At 71.7% G+C, this 14,753-nt stretch carries 15 protein-coding genes; 12 read left to right on the forward strand and 3 right to left on the reverse strand.

Annotation, left to right across the window (positions count from 1 at the left end; translation table 11 throughout):
- Positions 1–95 precede the first annotated feature (95 nt).
- From ACFVFQ_RS07815 to ACFVFQ_RS07830, 4 genes are all read left to right on the forward strand, one after another.
- The gene (locus tag ACFVFQ_RS07815) at positions 96–1,043 is read left to right on the forward strand and encodes a hypothetical protein (RefSeq protein ID WP_383410520.1); all 948 of its coding nucleotides are present in this window, start codon (positions 96–98) and stop codon (positions 1,041–1,043) included.
- Positions 1,040–2,674, forward strand: a complete 1,635-nt coding sequence (locus ACFVFQ_RS07820) for a nitroreductase family protein (protein WP_383410523.1) — start codon at positions 1,040–1,042, stop codon at positions 2,672–2,674. The genes ACFVFQ_RS07815 and ACFVFQ_RS07820 overlap by 4 nt, the downstream gene beginning before the upstream one ends.
- A gap of 84 nt (positions 2,675–2,758) precedes the next feature.
- Positions 2,759–3,649, forward strand: coding sequence for an ABC transporter ATP-binding protein (locus ACFVFQ_RS07825; RefSeq protein WP_383410526.1), 891 nt, complete (start codon positions 2,759–2,761; stop codon positions 3,647–3,649).
- On the forward strand, positions 3,646–4,494 hold the full coding sequence (locus tag ACFVFQ_RS07830; protein ID WP_383410529.1) for an ABC transporter permease: 849 nt from the start codon (positions 3,646–3,648) through the stop codon (positions 4,492–4,494). The genes ACFVFQ_RS07825 and ACFVFQ_RS07830 overlap by 4 nt, the downstream gene beginning before the upstream one ends.
- 641 nt (positions 4,495–5,135) lie before the next feature.
- Here the strand turns inward: ACFVFQ_RS07830 and ACFVFQ_RS07835 are convergent.
- Positions 5,136–5,708 carry an RNA polymerase sigma factor gene (locus ACFVFQ_RS07835; RefSeq protein ID WP_383410532.1) on the reverse strand — a complete coding sequence of 191 codons (573 nt, stop codon included), beginning with the start codon at positions 5,706–5,708 and terminating at the stop codon, positions 5,136–5,138.
- Between the two features lie 130 nt (positions 5,709–5,838).
- Here ACFVFQ_RS07835 and ACFVFQ_RS07840 point away from each other — a divergent pair, with 130 nt between their 5' ends.
- The 4 genes from ACFVFQ_RS07840 (at position 5,839) to ACFVFQ_RS07855 (ending at position 8,250) form a co-directional block, all read left to right on the forward strand.
- On the forward strand, positions 5,839–5,982 hold the full coding sequence (locus ACFVFQ_RS07840) for a hypothetical protein (RefSeq protein ID WP_383410536.1): 144 nt from the start codon (positions 5,839–5,841) through the stop codon (positions 5,980–5,982).
- Between the two features lie 249 nt (positions 5,983–6,231).
- Positions 6,232–7,227 (forward strand): hypothetical protein, encoded by a 996-nt coding sequence (locus ACFVFQ_RS07845; RefSeq protein WP_383410541.1) that lies wholly within the window; start codon positions 6,232–6,234, stop codon positions 7,225–7,227.
- A 115-nt stretch (positions 7,228–7,342) separates the two neighbouring features.
- Positions 7,343–7,627, forward strand: a complete 285-nt coding sequence (locus ACFVFQ_RS07850) for a hypothetical protein (RefSeq protein ID WP_383410544.1) — start codon at positions 7,343–7,345, stop codon at positions 7,625–7,627.
- Positions 7,624–8,250 carry a hypothetical protein gene (locus ACFVFQ_RS07855; protein WP_383410547.1) on the forward strand — a complete coding sequence of 209 codons (627 nt, stop codon included), beginning with the start codon at positions 7,624–7,626 and terminating at the stop codon, positions 8,248–8,250. Before ACFVFQ_RS07850 ends, ACFVFQ_RS07855 begins: the two co-directional genes overlap by 4 nt.
- Before the next feature lie 40 nt (positions 8,251–8,290).
- On the opposite strand, the gene ACFVFQ_RS07860 is transcribed toward ACFVFQ_RS07855, so the two are convergent.
- A complete protein-coding gene (locus ACFVFQ_RS07860) occupies positions 8,291–8,644 on the reverse strand; it encodes a DoxX family protein (protein WP_383410550.1) in 354 nt (117 codons plus the stop codon).
- 87 nt (positions 8,645–8,731) lie between these two features.
- Here ACFVFQ_RS07860 and ACFVFQ_RS07865 point away from each other — a divergent pair, with 87 nt between their 5' ends.
- The 3 genes from ACFVFQ_RS07865 to ACFVFQ_RS07875 all read left to right on the forward strand — a co-directional run bounded on the left by ACFVFQ_RS07865 (position 8,732) and on the right by ACFVFQ_RS07875 (position 11,134).
- Positions 8,732–9,643: a LysR family transcriptional regulator gene (locus ACFVFQ_RS07865; RefSeq protein WP_383410553.1), complete on the forward strand. Its 912-nt coding sequence runs from the start codon at positions 8,732–8,734 to the stop codon at positions 9,641–9,643.
- 98 nt (positions 9,644–9,741) lie between these two features.
- On the forward strand, positions 9,742–10,191 hold the full coding sequence (locus tag ACFVFQ_RS07870; protein WP_383410556.1) for a GNAT family N-acetyltransferase: 450 nt from the start codon (positions 9,742–9,744) through the stop codon (positions 10,189–10,191).
- A 202-nt stretch (positions 10,192–10,393) separates the two neighbouring features.
- Positions 10,394–11,134 carry a 1,4-alpha-glucan branching protein gene (locus ACFVFQ_RS07875; protein WP_383410560.1) on the forward strand — a complete coding sequence of 247 codons (741 nt, stop codon included), beginning with the start codon at positions 10,394–10,396 and terminating at the stop codon, positions 11,132–11,134.
- A 333-nt stretch (positions 11,135–11,467) separates the two neighbouring features.
- On the opposite strand, the gene ACFVFQ_RS07880 is transcribed toward ACFVFQ_RS07875, so the two are convergent.
- Complete coding sequence (locus ACFVFQ_RS07880) at positions 11,468–12,814, reverse strand: hypothetical protein (protein ID WP_383410565.1); 1,347 nt, start codon at positions 12,812–12,814, stop codon at positions 11,468–11,470.
- A 428-nt stretch (positions 12,815–13,242) separates the two neighbouring features.
- On the opposite strand from ACFVFQ_RS07880, the gene ACFVFQ_RS07885 reads away from it, so the two are divergent.
- On the forward strand, positions 13,243–14,607 hold the full coding sequence (locus ACFVFQ_RS07885) for a hypothetical protein (protein WP_383410570.1): 1,365 nt from the start codon (positions 13,243–13,245) through the stop codon (positions 14,605–14,607).
- Positions 14,608–14,753 lie beyond the last annotated feature (146 nt).

The raw sequence follows: 14,753 nt of genomic DNA on the forward strand, positions 1-14,753 counted from the left end.
GGCCGGCACAGCACGGCCGTTGGGCCATCCGAACAACGGGGCGGGCGGGCGGAACGGGGCCGCACGCACCTCCCCGCGGAGGAGGAGAGACAACCATGCAGACATCGGGAGGGGACGACATGACTGCGGAGGAGACGGCGGACTGGGTGGCGCTCGACCTGGACGCGGCACCCGACCTCGGGGTCGCCGTCCGGGACGTACTGGCCCCCGCCGTCGAGCAGTTGGCGATGGCCGGGGCCTCGCACCGTTTCGTCTACCAGAAGGTCGGGACCGCCGGCCGGCTGCGCACCTGGTTCCACGTCACCGAACCGGGGGCCGGCGAGGCCGTGCGGCACCAGCTGCTCCGCCGGCTCACCGCCCCCGGCCAGGCGCTGCTCAACCCGCCGCTCGACCGGCAACGTCCCCCGGTGCTGGTCTCCGGACCGCCCCCGGTCGTCCGGTGGCAGGAGCAGCACCTGGCCTCCGCCAGCGCCGTGGCCGTGCGGATGCTGCTCGACGGGCCCGACGCGGCCGAACGCGACACCGAGGTGCTCTCCTTCCTCCTCGCCAACCGCGCCCACGAGTTGCGCCGCCCGGCCGAGCTGCGCGCACGGTCCGAGGCCCTGGTCGCCGCCGGCAACCTGGCGGGCGTGCTGGATTCCGCGGAGCTGACCGCGGAGTTCGCGGCCGGCCGGCAGGAGTTCGTCGCACTGCTGCGGGGCATCTGGATGCTGCCCAGGGGGTGGGATGGGGCCGCCGTCAATCCCTACCAGTGCGTGCCGGGCGCGCCGCCGCCGCGCGAGGAGGAGTTCTGGGCACTCGGCGGGTGGATGGACGCCACCCACCCGCTCCTGGCGAGGCTGACCAGCGCGGTCCGCGCCGCCCAGTTACCGGCCTCCGGCGCCGCGGAGGTCCAACTGCTGCGCGTCCTCGACGAGTACACGGCGCTGATGGGCAACCGACTGGGAGTGCCGGGCCGCCGCCATCGGATGCTGCTGGCGCTGGCGGCCGCCTCGGTCCGGGCGCTGGTCCCGTCCCCGAAGACGGGGGACCTTGACCAATGAGCCTCCGTGGGGAGACGGCTGCCCCTCGCCTCCGCCCCGAGCCTGCCGCCGTCGACTACCTGGCGCCGCAGGTCGTCCCGGTACCCGTGCGACTGCCGGATGCGGCGTCGGACGCACGCGCCTGGCCGGGTTCGGGCCCCGTCCCAACTGGTCCACCTGACGGCCGACTTGCCGCCATCCCACTGCCCTGGCCACCACTCCCCGGCCCCGACCTGGGAACGCTGCTGCACACCGTCTACGGCCTCACCCGCGCCCAGTGGCTGACCGGACTGGACCGGTTGCCGCTGGTCGGCGACCTCGGCGCGCTGGCCGGGGAGCCCGGCGGCGGGCCCGTCCCCCGCCGCCCGGTACCGTCCGCGGGCGCCCTGTACGCCGTGCGCCTCTCCTGCGTGCTGCCGGCGGGCTGCTACCGCTACGACCCGCTGCACCACCGCCTGTTGCCCTTGCGGGCCAGCGACCATCGCGCGGCCCTCGGCATGGCGCCGACGGCCGCTTTCGGCTGGGTGTGCACGGTGTCGCTGCGCGCGATCGCCGCGCGCTACGGCGAGTTCGGCTACCGCTACGGCTGCGTGGAGACCGGCGTCGTCACCGCGCAGGCCGAGGTCGTCGCCGCGGCGGCCGGGCTGCGGGCGGTGCGCGTCGCACCGTTCGACCCCACCGTCGCGGCCGACCTGTTGTGCCTGGACCCGCTCGCCGAACCAGTCACCGAGGTCGTCGCCTTCCACCCCGTCACGTCCACTCCGCGTGCCCGGCACCGGCGGGCCGGCGCCCCCGCAACACCGCCCTCCGGCCCCGCGCCCACCGTTCCCCGCCGAACCCTGGAGCCACCCCCCGGCCCGGTCGACGCACTACTCCCCCGAACGGCCGCGCTGCTCCGCGCCCTTCACCGCGGCCCGGCCACCCCGATCGCAGGCAACGCCTTCCAGGAGGAGCCCCTCGCAACGGCTCCCACTCCAGACCCTCACCACCCCACCCTCACGCTCCCTCGCCCCCACCCACTCGACCTGGCCCAGGGCCTCCCCCACCGTCGCGCCGCCCTGCGCGGATTCGCCCGACTTCCCATCGAGCCCACGGACTTCGCCACCGTGCTGGCGGCCGCCGAGCCCACCGATGGCCTGCTGTTCTGCTACGTCAACGACGTGGCCGGACTGCCCCGCGGTCTGTTCCGTTATCTACCCGACGCCCGCCACCGTCTTCTACCAGTCTCCGTCGGCAACCCCGGTCCGGCGCTGGCCGCCTGCGCCGTCCAGGACTTCGTCCGCGAGGGGTTCCTCAACGCCGCAGCGGGGCTGATCTGGGCCGCCGACCCGGACCAGGCGCTGCAGACCCACGGCGCGGACGGGGTCCGCCTCCGGTACACCGACGTCGGCGCCGCCGCGCACCGCGCCGGCCTGGCCGCCGCCGCCCGCGGCCTGGCCTCCCGCGTCAACGCCGATTTCCTGGCCGGCAAGGTGGACGAACTGCTCGGCCTGCACACCGAGTTGCCGGCAACCACCCTCCTGCTCCAACTCGGCCACCCGGCCCACGGAACCACCCGCCCCGAACACCGTCTGGGCCCACCCCGCCAAAGCCCCGACCGCCCTCACGCACAACCACAACCACAACCACCAAACCGAACCCAGCCCGACTGACCACCGCACAGCACACCGATCCGCACCGCACTCATCCGCATCGCAGCCATCCGCAGTACGCTGATCCGCCCGAAGGACACCGCCATGCCCGCGCCCGCCCCGCACCGGCCCCTCAACCGCCCCCGGGAGGAGGGGAGTTCCGCGATCCGCGTCCGCGGACTGACCAAGCGCTACCGTTCCGTCACCGCGCTGGACGGCATCGACCTGGACGTCCACACCGGGGAGATCGTCGCCCTCCTCGGCCCGAACGGCGCCGGCAAGACCACCACCATGGAGATCCTGGAGGGGCATCGTCGGGCGGACGGCGGCGAGGTCCGCGTCCTGGGTACCGATCCCAGACACCCCACGCCCGCCTGGCGGGACCGGATCGGCATCGTCCTCCAGGGCGCCGCCGACTTCGGCACCCTCACCGTGCGGGAGGTCGTCGACCTCTTCGGCGGCTACTACTCGCACCCCCTACCCGTCGACGAGGCCCTCGACCTGGCCGAACTCACGGAGGAGGCGGACCGCCGGCTGAACAAGCTCTCCGGTGGCAAGCGCCGCCGCCTGGAGATCGCCCTGGGCATCGTCGGCCGCCCCCAACTCCTCTTCCTCGACGAGCCGACCACCGGCTTCGACCCCGAGGTGCGCCGCCGTTTCTGGTCCCTGATCCGGACCCTGCGCGACCAAGGCACCACGATCCTGCTGACCACGCACTACCTGGACGAGGCCGAGAACCTCGCCGACCGGGTCGCCGTGATCAACAAGGGCCGGGTGATCGCCGTCGACACCCCGGCGCGACTGGGCGGCCGGGAGACGGGCACGGCCGAGGTCCACTGGCGCGGCCCCGACGGACCGCAGACCGTCCGCACCACCACCCCCACCACACTCGTGCGCCAACTCGCCACCCAATTCGCCGACGAGATCCCCGAACTGACCGTCACCCGCCTGTCGTTGGAGGACATCTACCTCGACATGATCGGAGAGCGCGCATGACCGAGACCACCGCCCCGCCCGCCTCCTCCGCCACCGGACAGGCACCCGCGCCCCGACGCCGGTCGTTGGTCTCCCTGTGTCTGCGCCAGGGCCGGATGGAGCTGCGGCAGTTCGCCAGGCAGCGGGAGAGCATGATCTTCACCTTCTGCTTCCCGCTGATCATGTTCACCGTGTTCGGCTCCGCGTTCTCCCAACGCCTCACGCCCGACGTGCAGTTCAGCCAGTACCTGCTCGCCGGCATCGTGGCCTCCGGGCTGATGAGCACCGGCTTCCAGAGCCTGGCCATCACCGTCCCCATCGAACGCGACAACCTCGCCCTCAAACGGTTCGCCGGCACTCCCATGCCCCGGACCGTCTACTTCGCCGGCAAGATCGTCCTTGTCGTGGCGACCTCGGCCGCGCAGATCACCCTGCTCTTCCTCATCGCCGGCCTGTGCTACGGCGTCCCGCTGCCCACCAGCCCGGCGCGCTGGCTGACGTTCGCCTGGGTCGGCATCCTGGGCTGCGCCGCCTGCGCCACCGTCGGCATCGCCCTCTCCAACCTCATCCGCAGCGGCCGCAGCGCCTCGGCCGTGGTCGCCCCCTTCGCCGTCCTGCTCCAGTTCATCTCCGGCGTGTACTTCGTCTACGGCAACGTCCCCGGCTGGCTCCGCTACGTCGCGGAGCTCTTCCCGGTCAAGTGGATGGCCCAAGGCATGCGCTCGGCCCTGCTCCCCGACTCGTTCGCCGGCCAGGAGGTCGGCGGCGGCTGGCAACACCCGCAAACCGCCCTGGTCCTGGCCGCCTGGCTGCTCCTCGGCATCCTCTTCTCCGCCCGCCGCTTCCGCTGGTCCAGCGACGGCTGACGCCAACGCCCGGCGACCCACCCCACCTCACCCCACAGCCATGGCAATGGCGATGGCGCTGCACATGCGATCGGGCGACGCGGCCAATCCCCCGAGTGGGCCGCGTCGCCCGTATTTTTCCGCAGCCGGTCAACCCAACGACCGTTGCCACTCCCCCTGTTGTCCGCACCAGGCAGACCGAACTCCTGCATGTCGTCTGGATGTCACCACTTCACCACCTTCACCACCTTGGCCACCTCACTACCGACCGCCCGAGCGCCGCCTCGTCGAGGCCGTCCCGGTACCAGGCATCCGGCGACAGATCAGGCGCTTCGCGGGAGTGCGGAGCCGTGGCAGCGGGTTCCGCTGTCGCCGCAAGCATCGTGGCGTAACGAGCCGGCCAGTCAGGCACGCCGGACAGGGCCGACGGCACGTACTGATCCCCCTCCCGGAGGTACGCCAACATCCTCTCGTGCGGAGAGGTTGGGGTGTCGCTCATGGTCACCCTTCCATGTCCAGAATTGGCGGGATCGGTCCCACCCTGGCGGCCACGGATCGACTCTCTCCGCGCCATGCCCCCCAGGCAAGGTCCGATCCGGCACTGTGGTGGGTCCTGGGCTCCCGGCGGCCGCGCGCGACGGCCGCCGGGAGCCCAGGACCCCTTACACAGATGCCCTCTCCTCGTCGTCCCGGCAGCGCTTCGCCTTGGCCTCGGCCGCCGCCAGTTCGCGGCTCACCGTCGCCGAGGAGATCTCCAACTGCGCCGCGATCTCGATGCCCTTGAGGCCCCACACGTGGGTGAGTTCCCACACGGCTGACTGGCGCTCGTCGGCGATCGCCGTCTTCACCGCTTCCAGCAGTTCGAGGTATTCCAGCCCGGCGGACAGGCCGGTGGCGAACTGCCGGGCGCCTTCGGGAGGTTCGTCGTAGAGCCGCTCTCCCGAGGACGCCTTGCGCCAGTGGTCCCGGAGCTTGTTGCGGGCCACGACGGTTGCGAAGACGATGATCGGCTTCTGGAACTTGGTGCCGCGGCGGAACTCCTGGAGGACCGCGATGCAGGTTTCCTGGGTGATGTCCTGGGCCAGGTGGTAGTCGTGCGTCACCCGCGTGATCGAGGAGATCAACCGCGGCTCGATGGCCCGCAGCGCTTCCGCCATGAGCTCGGCCTCGCGTTCCTTCGACAGTGGGCACTGCGCCTCCCCGGAGCCGTCGCCGTCCCCTGAGAGCTGCCTCATGCGTCGTCCTCTCCACTGACCGGGTACCACGGCGGCGGCCCCGGGCTCGATAGAAGGACGTGCCGACCGTCGATTTCTTTTCACGTCGGGCCCGATGAAAATTCCCGGCGCCCCACCGGGACCTCAAGACATGGAGACTCGCACCGCACTCGTGCTCGTACTCGGCGGCCTGGCCGTCTACCTCGCCTACGTCAACCCGGTACTCGGCGCCGCCATCGGCATCGGCGTCGTCGTGGTCACGCTGCTGCTGACGCTGTTGGAGAAGGAGAAGTAGCGGGCCGGGAGAAGCATCGCTTTCCGGCAACTCACCTCCCACACAGGAGAGTTCAGGCAGATCACCCCATCGGCGACGGGGAGGGCCGGTGTCCACCCCCGCGCCCCGCAAAAGCGGGCAACGAAACGCCTAAGCAACCTCTTCAGGGGTTAAAGCCCCGTCAAAGACGGTCCATTGTTCGGGCGGATCCCAGGCAGCAGCCTGGCCTCACCCCCGGGGCCGCCGGCTCGACGTCACTTGGGGGAGTTCATGTCGGGATTTCAGGCGCCATCGCAGGACGAGTTCCATCAGTACGCCGGCCTGACGTCGAAACAGGCCGGCCATCTCGCCGAGATCCAGAGCTATGCCGACCACCACTGCAGCAAGGACGATGACCTGGAGGGCCTGCTGCTACCGCTGCGCTTGCTGGTACCGAAGTCGGCGCAGTTCTTCGCCGGCAAGCTGGCGCAGTGCCACCGGGGTATGGGCGTCATCGAGGACAAGACCCGTCGGACCAGCGGCGATTACGCCAAGGCCGACCAGCAGGCCATGACGGACCTGCACGCCGTCTACCCGGGCGCGATCTCGCACTTCCCGAACATCGCCGGCCTCCCCGGCGCCTCCCAGGTCGCCAACTTCACCGATGAGCCGGTCTCATTGAAGGAGCCCACCAACGCGGAGGAGGCCACGACCAAGAACATCCACCACCAGCTGTTGCTGCTGGGGATGAAGAGCGAACTGAAGACCGCCGACAAGGTCTTCAGCTTCCTGACGGGACAGAGCCTGGTCGAACTCCTCCTCAAGCCCATCCTCGGTGACTACGGGCGGCTCCTGTACCTCCACGACGCGTACGACAACCTGGGCGACGCCGTCTACACGGTCGCCGGAACCCTGCGCAAGGGTTCCTGGGCGCTCGGCAGCGAGTGGAAGGGCGACACCGGAACGGCCTTCGACTCCTATCTGTTCCAGTGGACGATGGGCATCGGCGGGATCGGCGATGCCGCCAAGCTCGTGGCCAAGGCGTACAAGGACTGCTACGACGTCGTGATCGTCCTGCTCCACCAGGCACTGCGCGAGGTGGACGACCTGATCAACGAGGAGATCGAGGAGGCGGTCCAGAAGGTGGCCGACGCGCTGAACTTCCCGATGCCGACGGTGGGCAGCCTGATCAACGACGTGGAGCAGCGCGGCTTCTCGTTCGAGAAGAGCGGTGGCTGGAGTCCGGCGGCCGGTGCGGTACGGATCGGTATGCTCCCTGCGGCCTAGGGTCCGTCCCGAGGGGCAGGCCCCCGCGCGGGTCGACCGCCCGCCCCTCGCGCCATCCCTTCCGTCCGCCACGAGCCCCAGCAACCCACCCCTGACGACCCTTTGGAGGGCGCCCATGTCGTCGTACCAGCCCGTCAACTCCCCGTACCCCGAGCAGCAGGACTCGCCGCCGGACCCCGCCGACGAGGTGCGTCTGGCGGCCACGGACCGGATCGGCGCCGAGTTGCTGGAGCACAAGACCGCCCGCCAGGACGCCGTGACCTCGGAGATCTACGAACAGCTCCGCGCGGGCTCGGAGGTGGACGACATCAAGCACCTGATCGGCAAGTTGAGCCGGGTGGCCACCGAGGACGCCGCCGACCGGTCGAGCGGCCCGCGCCCCGGGGGCGGCCGGCCGTGACCCAGTCGCCCGACTCGCTCGACGCGTTCCAGGCGCTCAACTCCTTCACCGTGACGGTGGAATACGCCCGCTCGCACACCACCTTCCTGGCGCGCGTGAACGGGCGTCAGGACCCGGTGGTCCGCGCGCACAAGGAGACCCACTACGAGGGCGCCCGCCCGTACACCGTGACCGCCGGGCAGGCCCTGGCGGAGTGCGTCGGTTACGTCAACGAGTGGAAGGCGTGGCTGCCGGACCGGACTCCGGTGGGCAGCGTCGAGCGCAAGAGCCGCACGAGCGGCGCGGACCGCTGGACCTTCGCCCAACACGGCCTGGGCGAGCTGACCGGCGGGCCGGTGGGCGCCGGGAACCGGCTGCGTCTGGCCTCCCCCGCACGGATGGCGTTCGACGCCGCGCAGGTGAACAACATCCTCTCGCACCGCCTGCGGTTCAGATCGCATGCGTCCGAGGGCTTCGAGTTCTCCCGCCCCGCCGGAATCCGCTCCAACTACGAGGTCACCGTGCACGACCCACACATCAGCCGCCTCCTCCTCTTCGCCTGCCTCACCCAGTTCAACCGCTTCGTCGCCTCCGACCCCCGCAAGAGCCTGGTGGACCTCACGTCCAATCCGCTCAAGGACTAGGGCGCTTCTGACGGGACCGCATCTCGGCCGCGCGCCTCGCCTACCCGACGGCGAGCGCGAGGCCGAGCGAGGCCGCGGCCAGCGCCAAGTAGCCCGCCGGGAACGCCACGTTGTGGTAGACGCGCCTGCGGAGGTGCGCGGCGACGGCACCGACGAAGAACAGCACGAGACCCACCGCCGCGGCGACACCGAGCGGGCGGGCACCGAGCAGCCCCAGCAGGAGCCCGACCGCCCCGGCACCCTTGAGCGCGCCGAGCCAAGGGAGCCAGGGCGGCGGGACGCCCACTTCGGCGGAGTTGGCGAGGACGAACGGGGCCCGCACGAAGTCCGCGACGGCGATCGCGCCGTTCGCCACCAGGGTGAGAACCGTGGTGATCACATAGGCCAGTTCCATGTCCCGACGCCTCCTGTCCGTCCCTACGCGGCAAGCCTCGTCGCGCCGGCGGCCGGCGTCCAATACCTGCGGCGATAACCTGGCGGCATGGACGTCGACACCCGGCTGTTGCGGTATTTCGTCGCCGTGGCGGAGGAGGGGAACCTGACCCGCGCCGCGCAGCGTCTGTATGTCTCCCAACCCGCGCTCACCAAGCAGATCAGGCAGTTGGAGTCGCAGCTCGGGGTGTTGCTGTTCACCCGGTCCCGGACCGGCATGGCGCTGACGGAGGCGGGGCGGACCCTGGCCGAGCGGGCGCCCGGGCTGCTGGCCGACTGGGACCGCACGTTGCGGGAGACCAAGGGCACGGCGAGCCGTGCGCAGCACGTGCTGCGGGTCGGCTTCGTGGCCAGCGGCGCCAACGAGGCGACGCCGCGCATCGTCGCGGAGTTCGCCCGCCGCCGTCCGGGCTGGCGGGCCGAGATGCGGCAGGCCGCCTGGTCCAACCCCTCGGCGGGGCTGGCCGATTCGGAGGTCGACGTGGCCCTGGTACGGCTGCCGTTCCCCGGCCAGGACGCGCTGCGCGTCACACCGCTCTTCACCGAACCGCGCTGCGTGGCGCTGGCCACCGAACACCCGTTGGCCACCCGCGAGGTGATCGCGTTCCGGGAGTTGTGGGACGAGCCGTTCGTGGCCGCCCCGCCGGAGACGGGCCGGTGGCGCGAGTACTGGTTGGCCACCGACGAGCGCGAGGGGCACCCGGTCCGCATCGGCGCCGTCACCAACCAGCCGGACGACTGGCTCAGCGCGATCGCCAACGGCTACGGCATCGCCCTCGCCCCCGAGTCCGCGGCCCGCTTCTACGCCCGCCCCGGCATCACCTACCGCCCGGTCAGCGGCGTCAGCCCCAGTCAGGTGGCCGTCGCCTGGGCACCGGCCGACGACCCCCACCCCGTCGTGCGGGAGTTCGTCCACTGCTGCGAGGAGCTTGTGGGAGGGGGAGGGGACGGTGAACGTTAACGACCTTATGTGGCAGGCGAGTTGACCGGAGGCCCGGCAGGCAGGGCGATCCGCCTACGTAATGACTGCTACCCACTACCGCCCCTATACTGCCGCACATGCAGACCACGAGGATCAGGCGTGCCGTCGCGACCGACGCGGAGCAACTGACCACCCTGATGCACGCGTCCGGTGCCTACCTCGGGGCCTATTCCTCGATCCTGGCGGGCTACCGAGTGACCGCCGACCACCTCGACCGGCACCGCGTCTTCGTCGCCACCGACGAGGACGAACACCCCGTGGGCTTCTACTCCCTCGTGCTCGATCCGCCGGAGCTGGACCTGGCGTTCGTCGCCGACGAGGCGCAGGGAACGGGCGTCGGCCGACTGCTGATGACGCACATGATCGGGCAGGCCAGGGAGGCCGGCCTGGCCGAGGTCCGGGTCGTCTCGCACCCGCCGGCCGAGGCGTTCTACCGACGCCTGGGCGCCGAGCGCATGGGAACGGTCGCCCCGACGCCGCCCAAGGTCCCCTGGGAACGCCCCGAGTTGCGTTTCACCGTGGCCTGACGCCTCGCCCCGGCCACCCGGCCCGGCCACAGCGGATCGAGGCCAACCGGAGCCAAGGACGGTGGGGTTGCTGGATGTGCTGAGTTTGCTGGGTTTGCTGGGCTCGTTGAGGCTGTCGAGGTTGACGAGGTTGACGAGGCCAGTTTGCCTGGGGGTGGGGTTGGCTTGGGAGGGTATTGACAGCCCGGTTAGATTTCGGCGCATGGCTGTCATTCATGAGACCACCCTGAAGCCCACCAAGTTGGAGCTGCTCACCGCCTGGCTGCCGGACCAGCCCTGGTACACCGGCTCCGGCCAGGCACCGGAGTTGGCCAGGGCGGGCGGTTTCCGGCTCGACGACCCACAGGGCGCGGTGGGGATCGAGTTCGTGGTGGTCACCGACCGGTCCGGCGAGCTTCCGCGCGCGTACCTCGTCCCGTTCACCTACCGCGGGGCCCCGTTGGACGGCGCCGAGGCCGGCCTCGTCGGCACCATGGAGCACGGGGTGCTGGGCCGGCGCTGGGTCTACGACGGGACGCACGACCCCGTGCTCGTCGCCCAGTTGCTCGCCTTCGTCCAGGGCCGGGTCGAGGCACAGGCGCAGAACAGCAGCGATGCCCGCGACGATTCCGTGGTCCGGTGGCTGAGCGAGGGCGCGGGGATCGGTTCGGCGGCGATGGTGGGGGCGCCGAGGCCCGTACACGGGCCGCAGGGGACGGATGTCACCGTGGAGACGGTGGTGGGGGCGGCAGCCAAGGGCGCGGCGCCCGACGGGTCGGTGGGCGCGGGACCGGTCGTCGGCCTCCACGTGCGGCGCGTGCTGGAGCCGTTGGTCGAGGGCGATGCCCCTGGTGGGGCGGCGGTGCCTGGGGGGTGCCTGGGGTCGGTCACCGCTGTCTGGCGGGCGGTCGACGGTACCGAGCAGCGGGGCGTGTTCGTCACCGTCAGCGCCGGCTTGCGCTGATACGCCGTCAACCACCGCCGGAACAACGGTGGTTGTGGCCCTGGTGCAGTGAGATTCCCGGGTGTGGGAGGTGGTGCTGCCTCATCCGGGGCGTGCTCCGGTGGGGCGGGTGGGTTGCGTGCTTCTGGGTGAAGGTGCGTCGGGTGGGCGTGCCGGGAATCGAAATGGGGCACCCCCTCCGTCTTTATTGGCTTGTGACTGATCCTGTGGACGTGGCGATGGTCTTGCTGGGCGGCTTCCTCGCAGTGGGCACGGACGGCGAACAGGCGGAGCCCCGGCCGGCGGCCGTGCGGCAGGGCGAGCCGGGGAACCCGGAGGGGCCGGAGGACGGCCTCACCGGGCCGTGCCCCGAAGCCGCTCCCGGAATGCCTTGACACGGGGGTTGCGCTGGTGGGGCGCGAGGCGGTGGGCCAGGCGCGGCAGAGTGCCGTGCACGGACCCGGCGGCGAGCTGACGGTGGTGGCGCAGGGCGTGGAGGGAGTGGTCCACGGCCGCGTCGACCTCGTCCAGCGCGAGCAGGGTGTGCGCGAGGTGGGCATGCAACAGGGTGTGGGCCTTGTGGTGGTCGGCGGGCCGGCAGGCCAGGGAGCTCTCCAGTTCGGCCAGGGCGGCCTTGTGATCGCCCAGGCATGACAGCATCTCGGCGCGCTGGTAGCGCAGCGCGGTCTCCGGATAGCTGGTGAACGGGCCCTCGGGACCGGTGGCCCGGGACAGGTGCTGCTCGGCGGTCAGCAGGTCCGCGGTGGCGGCACGGGCCTGGCCCGCGCCGGCCAGGACGACGGCGCGGCCCGCGTGCAGGAACGCGCGGACGGCGCTGGGGACCGCGGAACCCGCGATCTCGGTGGCGGCCTCGCCGAGGGCGACCGCCTGGGTGTGGTCGCCGAGTTGGTGCGCCTGCATGCTCAGGCACCGCAGCACGATCGCGTGGGTGCCGCGGTCGCCGGCGGCGTGCGCGAGTTCGAGGGCGATGTCGTAGTAGTGCTGAGCGAGGGCGGGGTGCCCGGTCTCGCTGGTGCGGCCGGCCAGCAGGAGCGTCAGATGGGCGGCGCCGGTGAGCAGGGCGCGTCGGACCGCGGGGTGCGCCGGGGCGGTGAGCAGCGGCACCACCTCCGTGGCGAGGTACCCCGCCAGCGCCGACCGGCCGTGCGCGCCGCCGTACCGCTCTCCCAACAGGGCGCTGCGCACGGCCACCACCTCCAGCCGGGCCGGGGCCGCTGCGGACGCCTGGGGTGCGCGCGGGTCGGCCGGCGGTAGGAGAGGGGGCCGGCTCTCCCAGCCGGTGATCACCGGCGGCGGGGCGGAGAGGACGGTACGGGCGAGGTCCGCGCGGCGCACCGGGTCGGTCTCGGCGCGGCAGAGGACCGCCAGCCGCTGGACGGGGTCACCGGCGCGCCAGGCCGGCGACAGTACGCCCGCCGTGGCCAGGTCGCTGAGCCCGGTCTCCCTGGCCGTCAGCCGCCGGCCCAGGCGGCGGCCCAGCGCCTCGCCGATCAGTTCGCCGACCGGGGGCCGGGGGCGCGCCCCGTTGAGCCAGCGGGCCACCGAAGTGCGGTCGTAGCGCAGTTGCAAACCCCGCGCGGCGCCGAGGGCGTTGACGGCGCGGGAGAGGTCCGTGGCGGTCCAGTCTGCCTCGGCCAACAGGGCCGCGAGCAAACGGTTGGGACGGCGCGGGGGCGTCATGGTCTGGATGCCTCGCTCTACTCGTCAGGGATTCCGGCTCGGGTAACGTCCGGTGTCAGAGTGCCTTTCAACACGTTCACGCTCCCGACCACGGTCGGGCGTTCCGCCCTAGCTCGTTTCATGGTTCCGTTGAGGAACGGTCGTTGGCTACGGAGCCCTGATCCGTAGGGCGCCTTTCAGGCCACCGTAAGGCTGCCCCGGAAGAATTCCGTAGACACCCCCGAGGACCCGGCGGCCGAACAAAAGAAAGAGAACACGTGCAACAGCGTTACCACGTACCAACATCACTTCCCATGAACTCCTTCCGCCCCTTCCGTTTCTCCGGTTCCCGCCGCCCGCACCGCCGTGGAGCAACCGCAAAATTGACGCGGAATGACGTCGGCAGGCCGATCGGACCGAAATCCGAACCGCCGTGCCTGGAGCCATAGATGGCCCCGAGACGTCGCCCCAACGAGAATCTGCGGGCCCTGCTGGCAGAGGCCCGCTGGACGCAGGCGGCACTGGCGCGCGCGGTCAACGCCCTCGCCACTGAGATCGACCTCGATCTCAACTACGACCGCACCGCCGTCGCCCACTGGCTCAGCGGAACCCACCCGGCGCCCCCGGTACCGGAGTTGATAGCCGAGGCCCTGACCCGCCGCCTTGGCCGGGCGGTCTCCCCGGCGGCCGCGGGTCTTTCGGGGGAGCCGTCCGGTCCGGCGGCCGGACGGCTCCCCGCCTCCGACACCCCGATCGGCACCGCGCTCACCGACCTGTGCAGCGTGGAGAACGATCCGGCGCGGCGGGCCGCCGCCCGGATGCTGCCCTACCGCGAGGCGGAGTTGGCGAAGCTGACGACCGACGTCGGGGACCGGGTACCGATGCAGCGCCCGCCGCGCGGGGAGCCCGGTGACCCGGACGACCTCACCGTCATCCGCCTCGCGGTGCGCTTCTACTCGACCTCGTTCGACGCCCACGGGGGCCGCACCGCCCGCTCGTCGCTGGCCGCCTACCTCGCCGACGACATCGCCCCGCGGCTACGGGAACCGTCGGGCCGCGCCCCGCGCCGCGGGCTGTTGGTGGAGGCGTCCCGGCTGTCGTTCCTGCTCGCCCGGATGTACCAGGACGCCTCCGCCCACGGGCTCGCCCAGCGCCACTTCGCCACCGCCCTGCAGCTCGCCGACGAGTCCGGCGACCCCACCGCCCGCGCCGTCGTACTGCGCGGACTGAGCGCGCAGGGCCTCGCGTTGGGCCACCGGCGGATCGCCCTGCACGCCGCCGAGGCCGCCGCCGCCTCCCGCACGCCCGAGGGGCCGGCGCGGGCGTTCCTGCTCTCCCAACTCGCGGTGACCCAGGCGGCCTGCGGGCACCACCGGGCGGCGCGGGAGTCCCTCGATCGGGCCGAGCGGTCCTTGGCCAAGGGGAGCCGGGCCGGCAACACGGGGCCGTTCACCGCGTATTCGCCCGGGTCGATGGAATTCCAGAGCGCCGAGGTGCTGCGGTACACCGGCGACCTGTCGGCCGCGCGCGCCGCCCTCATGAACTCGCTGGCGCACCGGTCCGTAGAGGACCACCGGGCGTTGGCGCTGAGTCATGCGCAGCACGCGGAAATCCTCGTCGGGCTGGGCCATGTGGAAGAGGCCAGCGCCTCCTGGAATTCCTTTCTCGACCACTACGGGCATCTGCGGTCCGGGGCGGCGGACTTGGCCGCGGGCCGGCTGCGGCAAATGCTGACGCCGTTCCGCAAACTCCCGGCGGCGAGCGCGGTGTTGCACCGGGCGTTGGCGGTGACGTCACCTTCGCAGCACCCCTGAGACACCCGCTCAGCCTGCGCGTTCACCCCCTTCAACAGCCCCGGTCCGCAAACTCCGGCCATCGCTGGAGCAGCCGTTGTTGAATGGCACAACCGCACAGAATCCATCGGAAACGGGATGAGCAAATGCGTCAAGGCGCCGTGCCC

Origin of the sequence: Streptomyces sp. NPDC057743 (assembly GCF_042798755.1) — a bacterium.
GTDB lineage: Bacteria > Actinomycetota > Actinomycetes > Streptomycetales > Streptomycetaceae > Streptomyces.

Bases quoted from the DNA above. Each gene is read 5' to 3' on its own strand.
- ACFVFQ_RS07815 (WP_383410520.1), top strand. From the start codon at position 96: ATGCAGACATCGGGAGGGGACGACATGACTGCGGAGGAGACGGCGGAC.
- ACFVFQ_RS07820 (WP_383410523.1), top strand. From the start codon at position 1,040: ATGAGCCTCCGTGGGGAGACGGCTGCCCCTCGCCTCCGCCCCGAGCCT.
- ACFVFQ_RS07825 (WP_383410526.1), top strand. From the start codon at position 2,759: ATGCCCGCGCCCGCCCCGCACCGGCCCCTCAACCGCCCCCGGGAGGAG.
- ACFVFQ_RS07830 (WP_383410529.1), top strand. From the start codon at position 3,646: ATGACCGAGACCACCGCCCCGCCCGCCTCCTCCGCCACCGGACAGGCA.
- ACFVFQ_RS07835 (WP_383410532.1), bottom strand. From the start codon at position 5,708: ATGAGGCAGCTCTCAGGGGACGGCGACGGCTCCGGGGAGGCGCAGTGC.
- ACFVFQ_RS07840 (WP_383410536.1), top strand. From the start codon at position 5,839: ATGGAGACTCGCACCGCACTCGTGCTCGTACTCGGCGGCCTGGCCGTC.
- ACFVFQ_RS07845 (WP_383410541.1), top strand. From the start codon at position 6,232: ATGTCGGGATTTCAGGCGCCATCGCAGGACGAGTTCCATCAGTACGCC.
- ACFVFQ_RS07850 (WP_383410544.1), top strand. From the start codon at position 7,343: ATGTCGTCGTACCAGCCCGTCAACTCCCCGTACCCCGAGCAGCAGGAC.
- ACFVFQ_RS07860 (WP_383410550.1), bottom strand. From the start codon at position 8,644: ATGGAACTGGCCTATGTGATCACCACGGTTCTCACCCTGGTGGCGAAC.
- ACFVFQ_RS07865 (WP_383410553.1), top strand. From the start codon at position 8,732: ATGGACGTCGACACCCGGCTGTTGCGGTATTTCGTCGCCGTGGCGGAG.
- ACFVFQ_RS07870 (WP_383410556.1), top strand. From the start codon at position 9,742: ATGCAGACCACGAGGATCAGGCGTGCCGTCGCGACCGACGCGGAGCAA.
- ACFVFQ_RS07875 (WP_383410560.1), top strand. From the start codon at position 10,394: ATGGCTGTCATTCATGAGACCACCCTGAAGCCCACCAAGTTGGAGCTG.
- ACFVFQ_RS07880 (WP_383410565.1), bottom strand. From the start codon at position 12,814: ATGACGCCCCCGCGCCGTCCCAACCGTTTGCTCGCGGCCCTGTTGGCC.
- ACFVFQ_RS07885 (WP_383410570.1), top strand. From the start codon at position 13,243: ATGGCCCCGAGACGTCGCCCCAACGAGAATCTGCGGGCCCTGCTGGCA.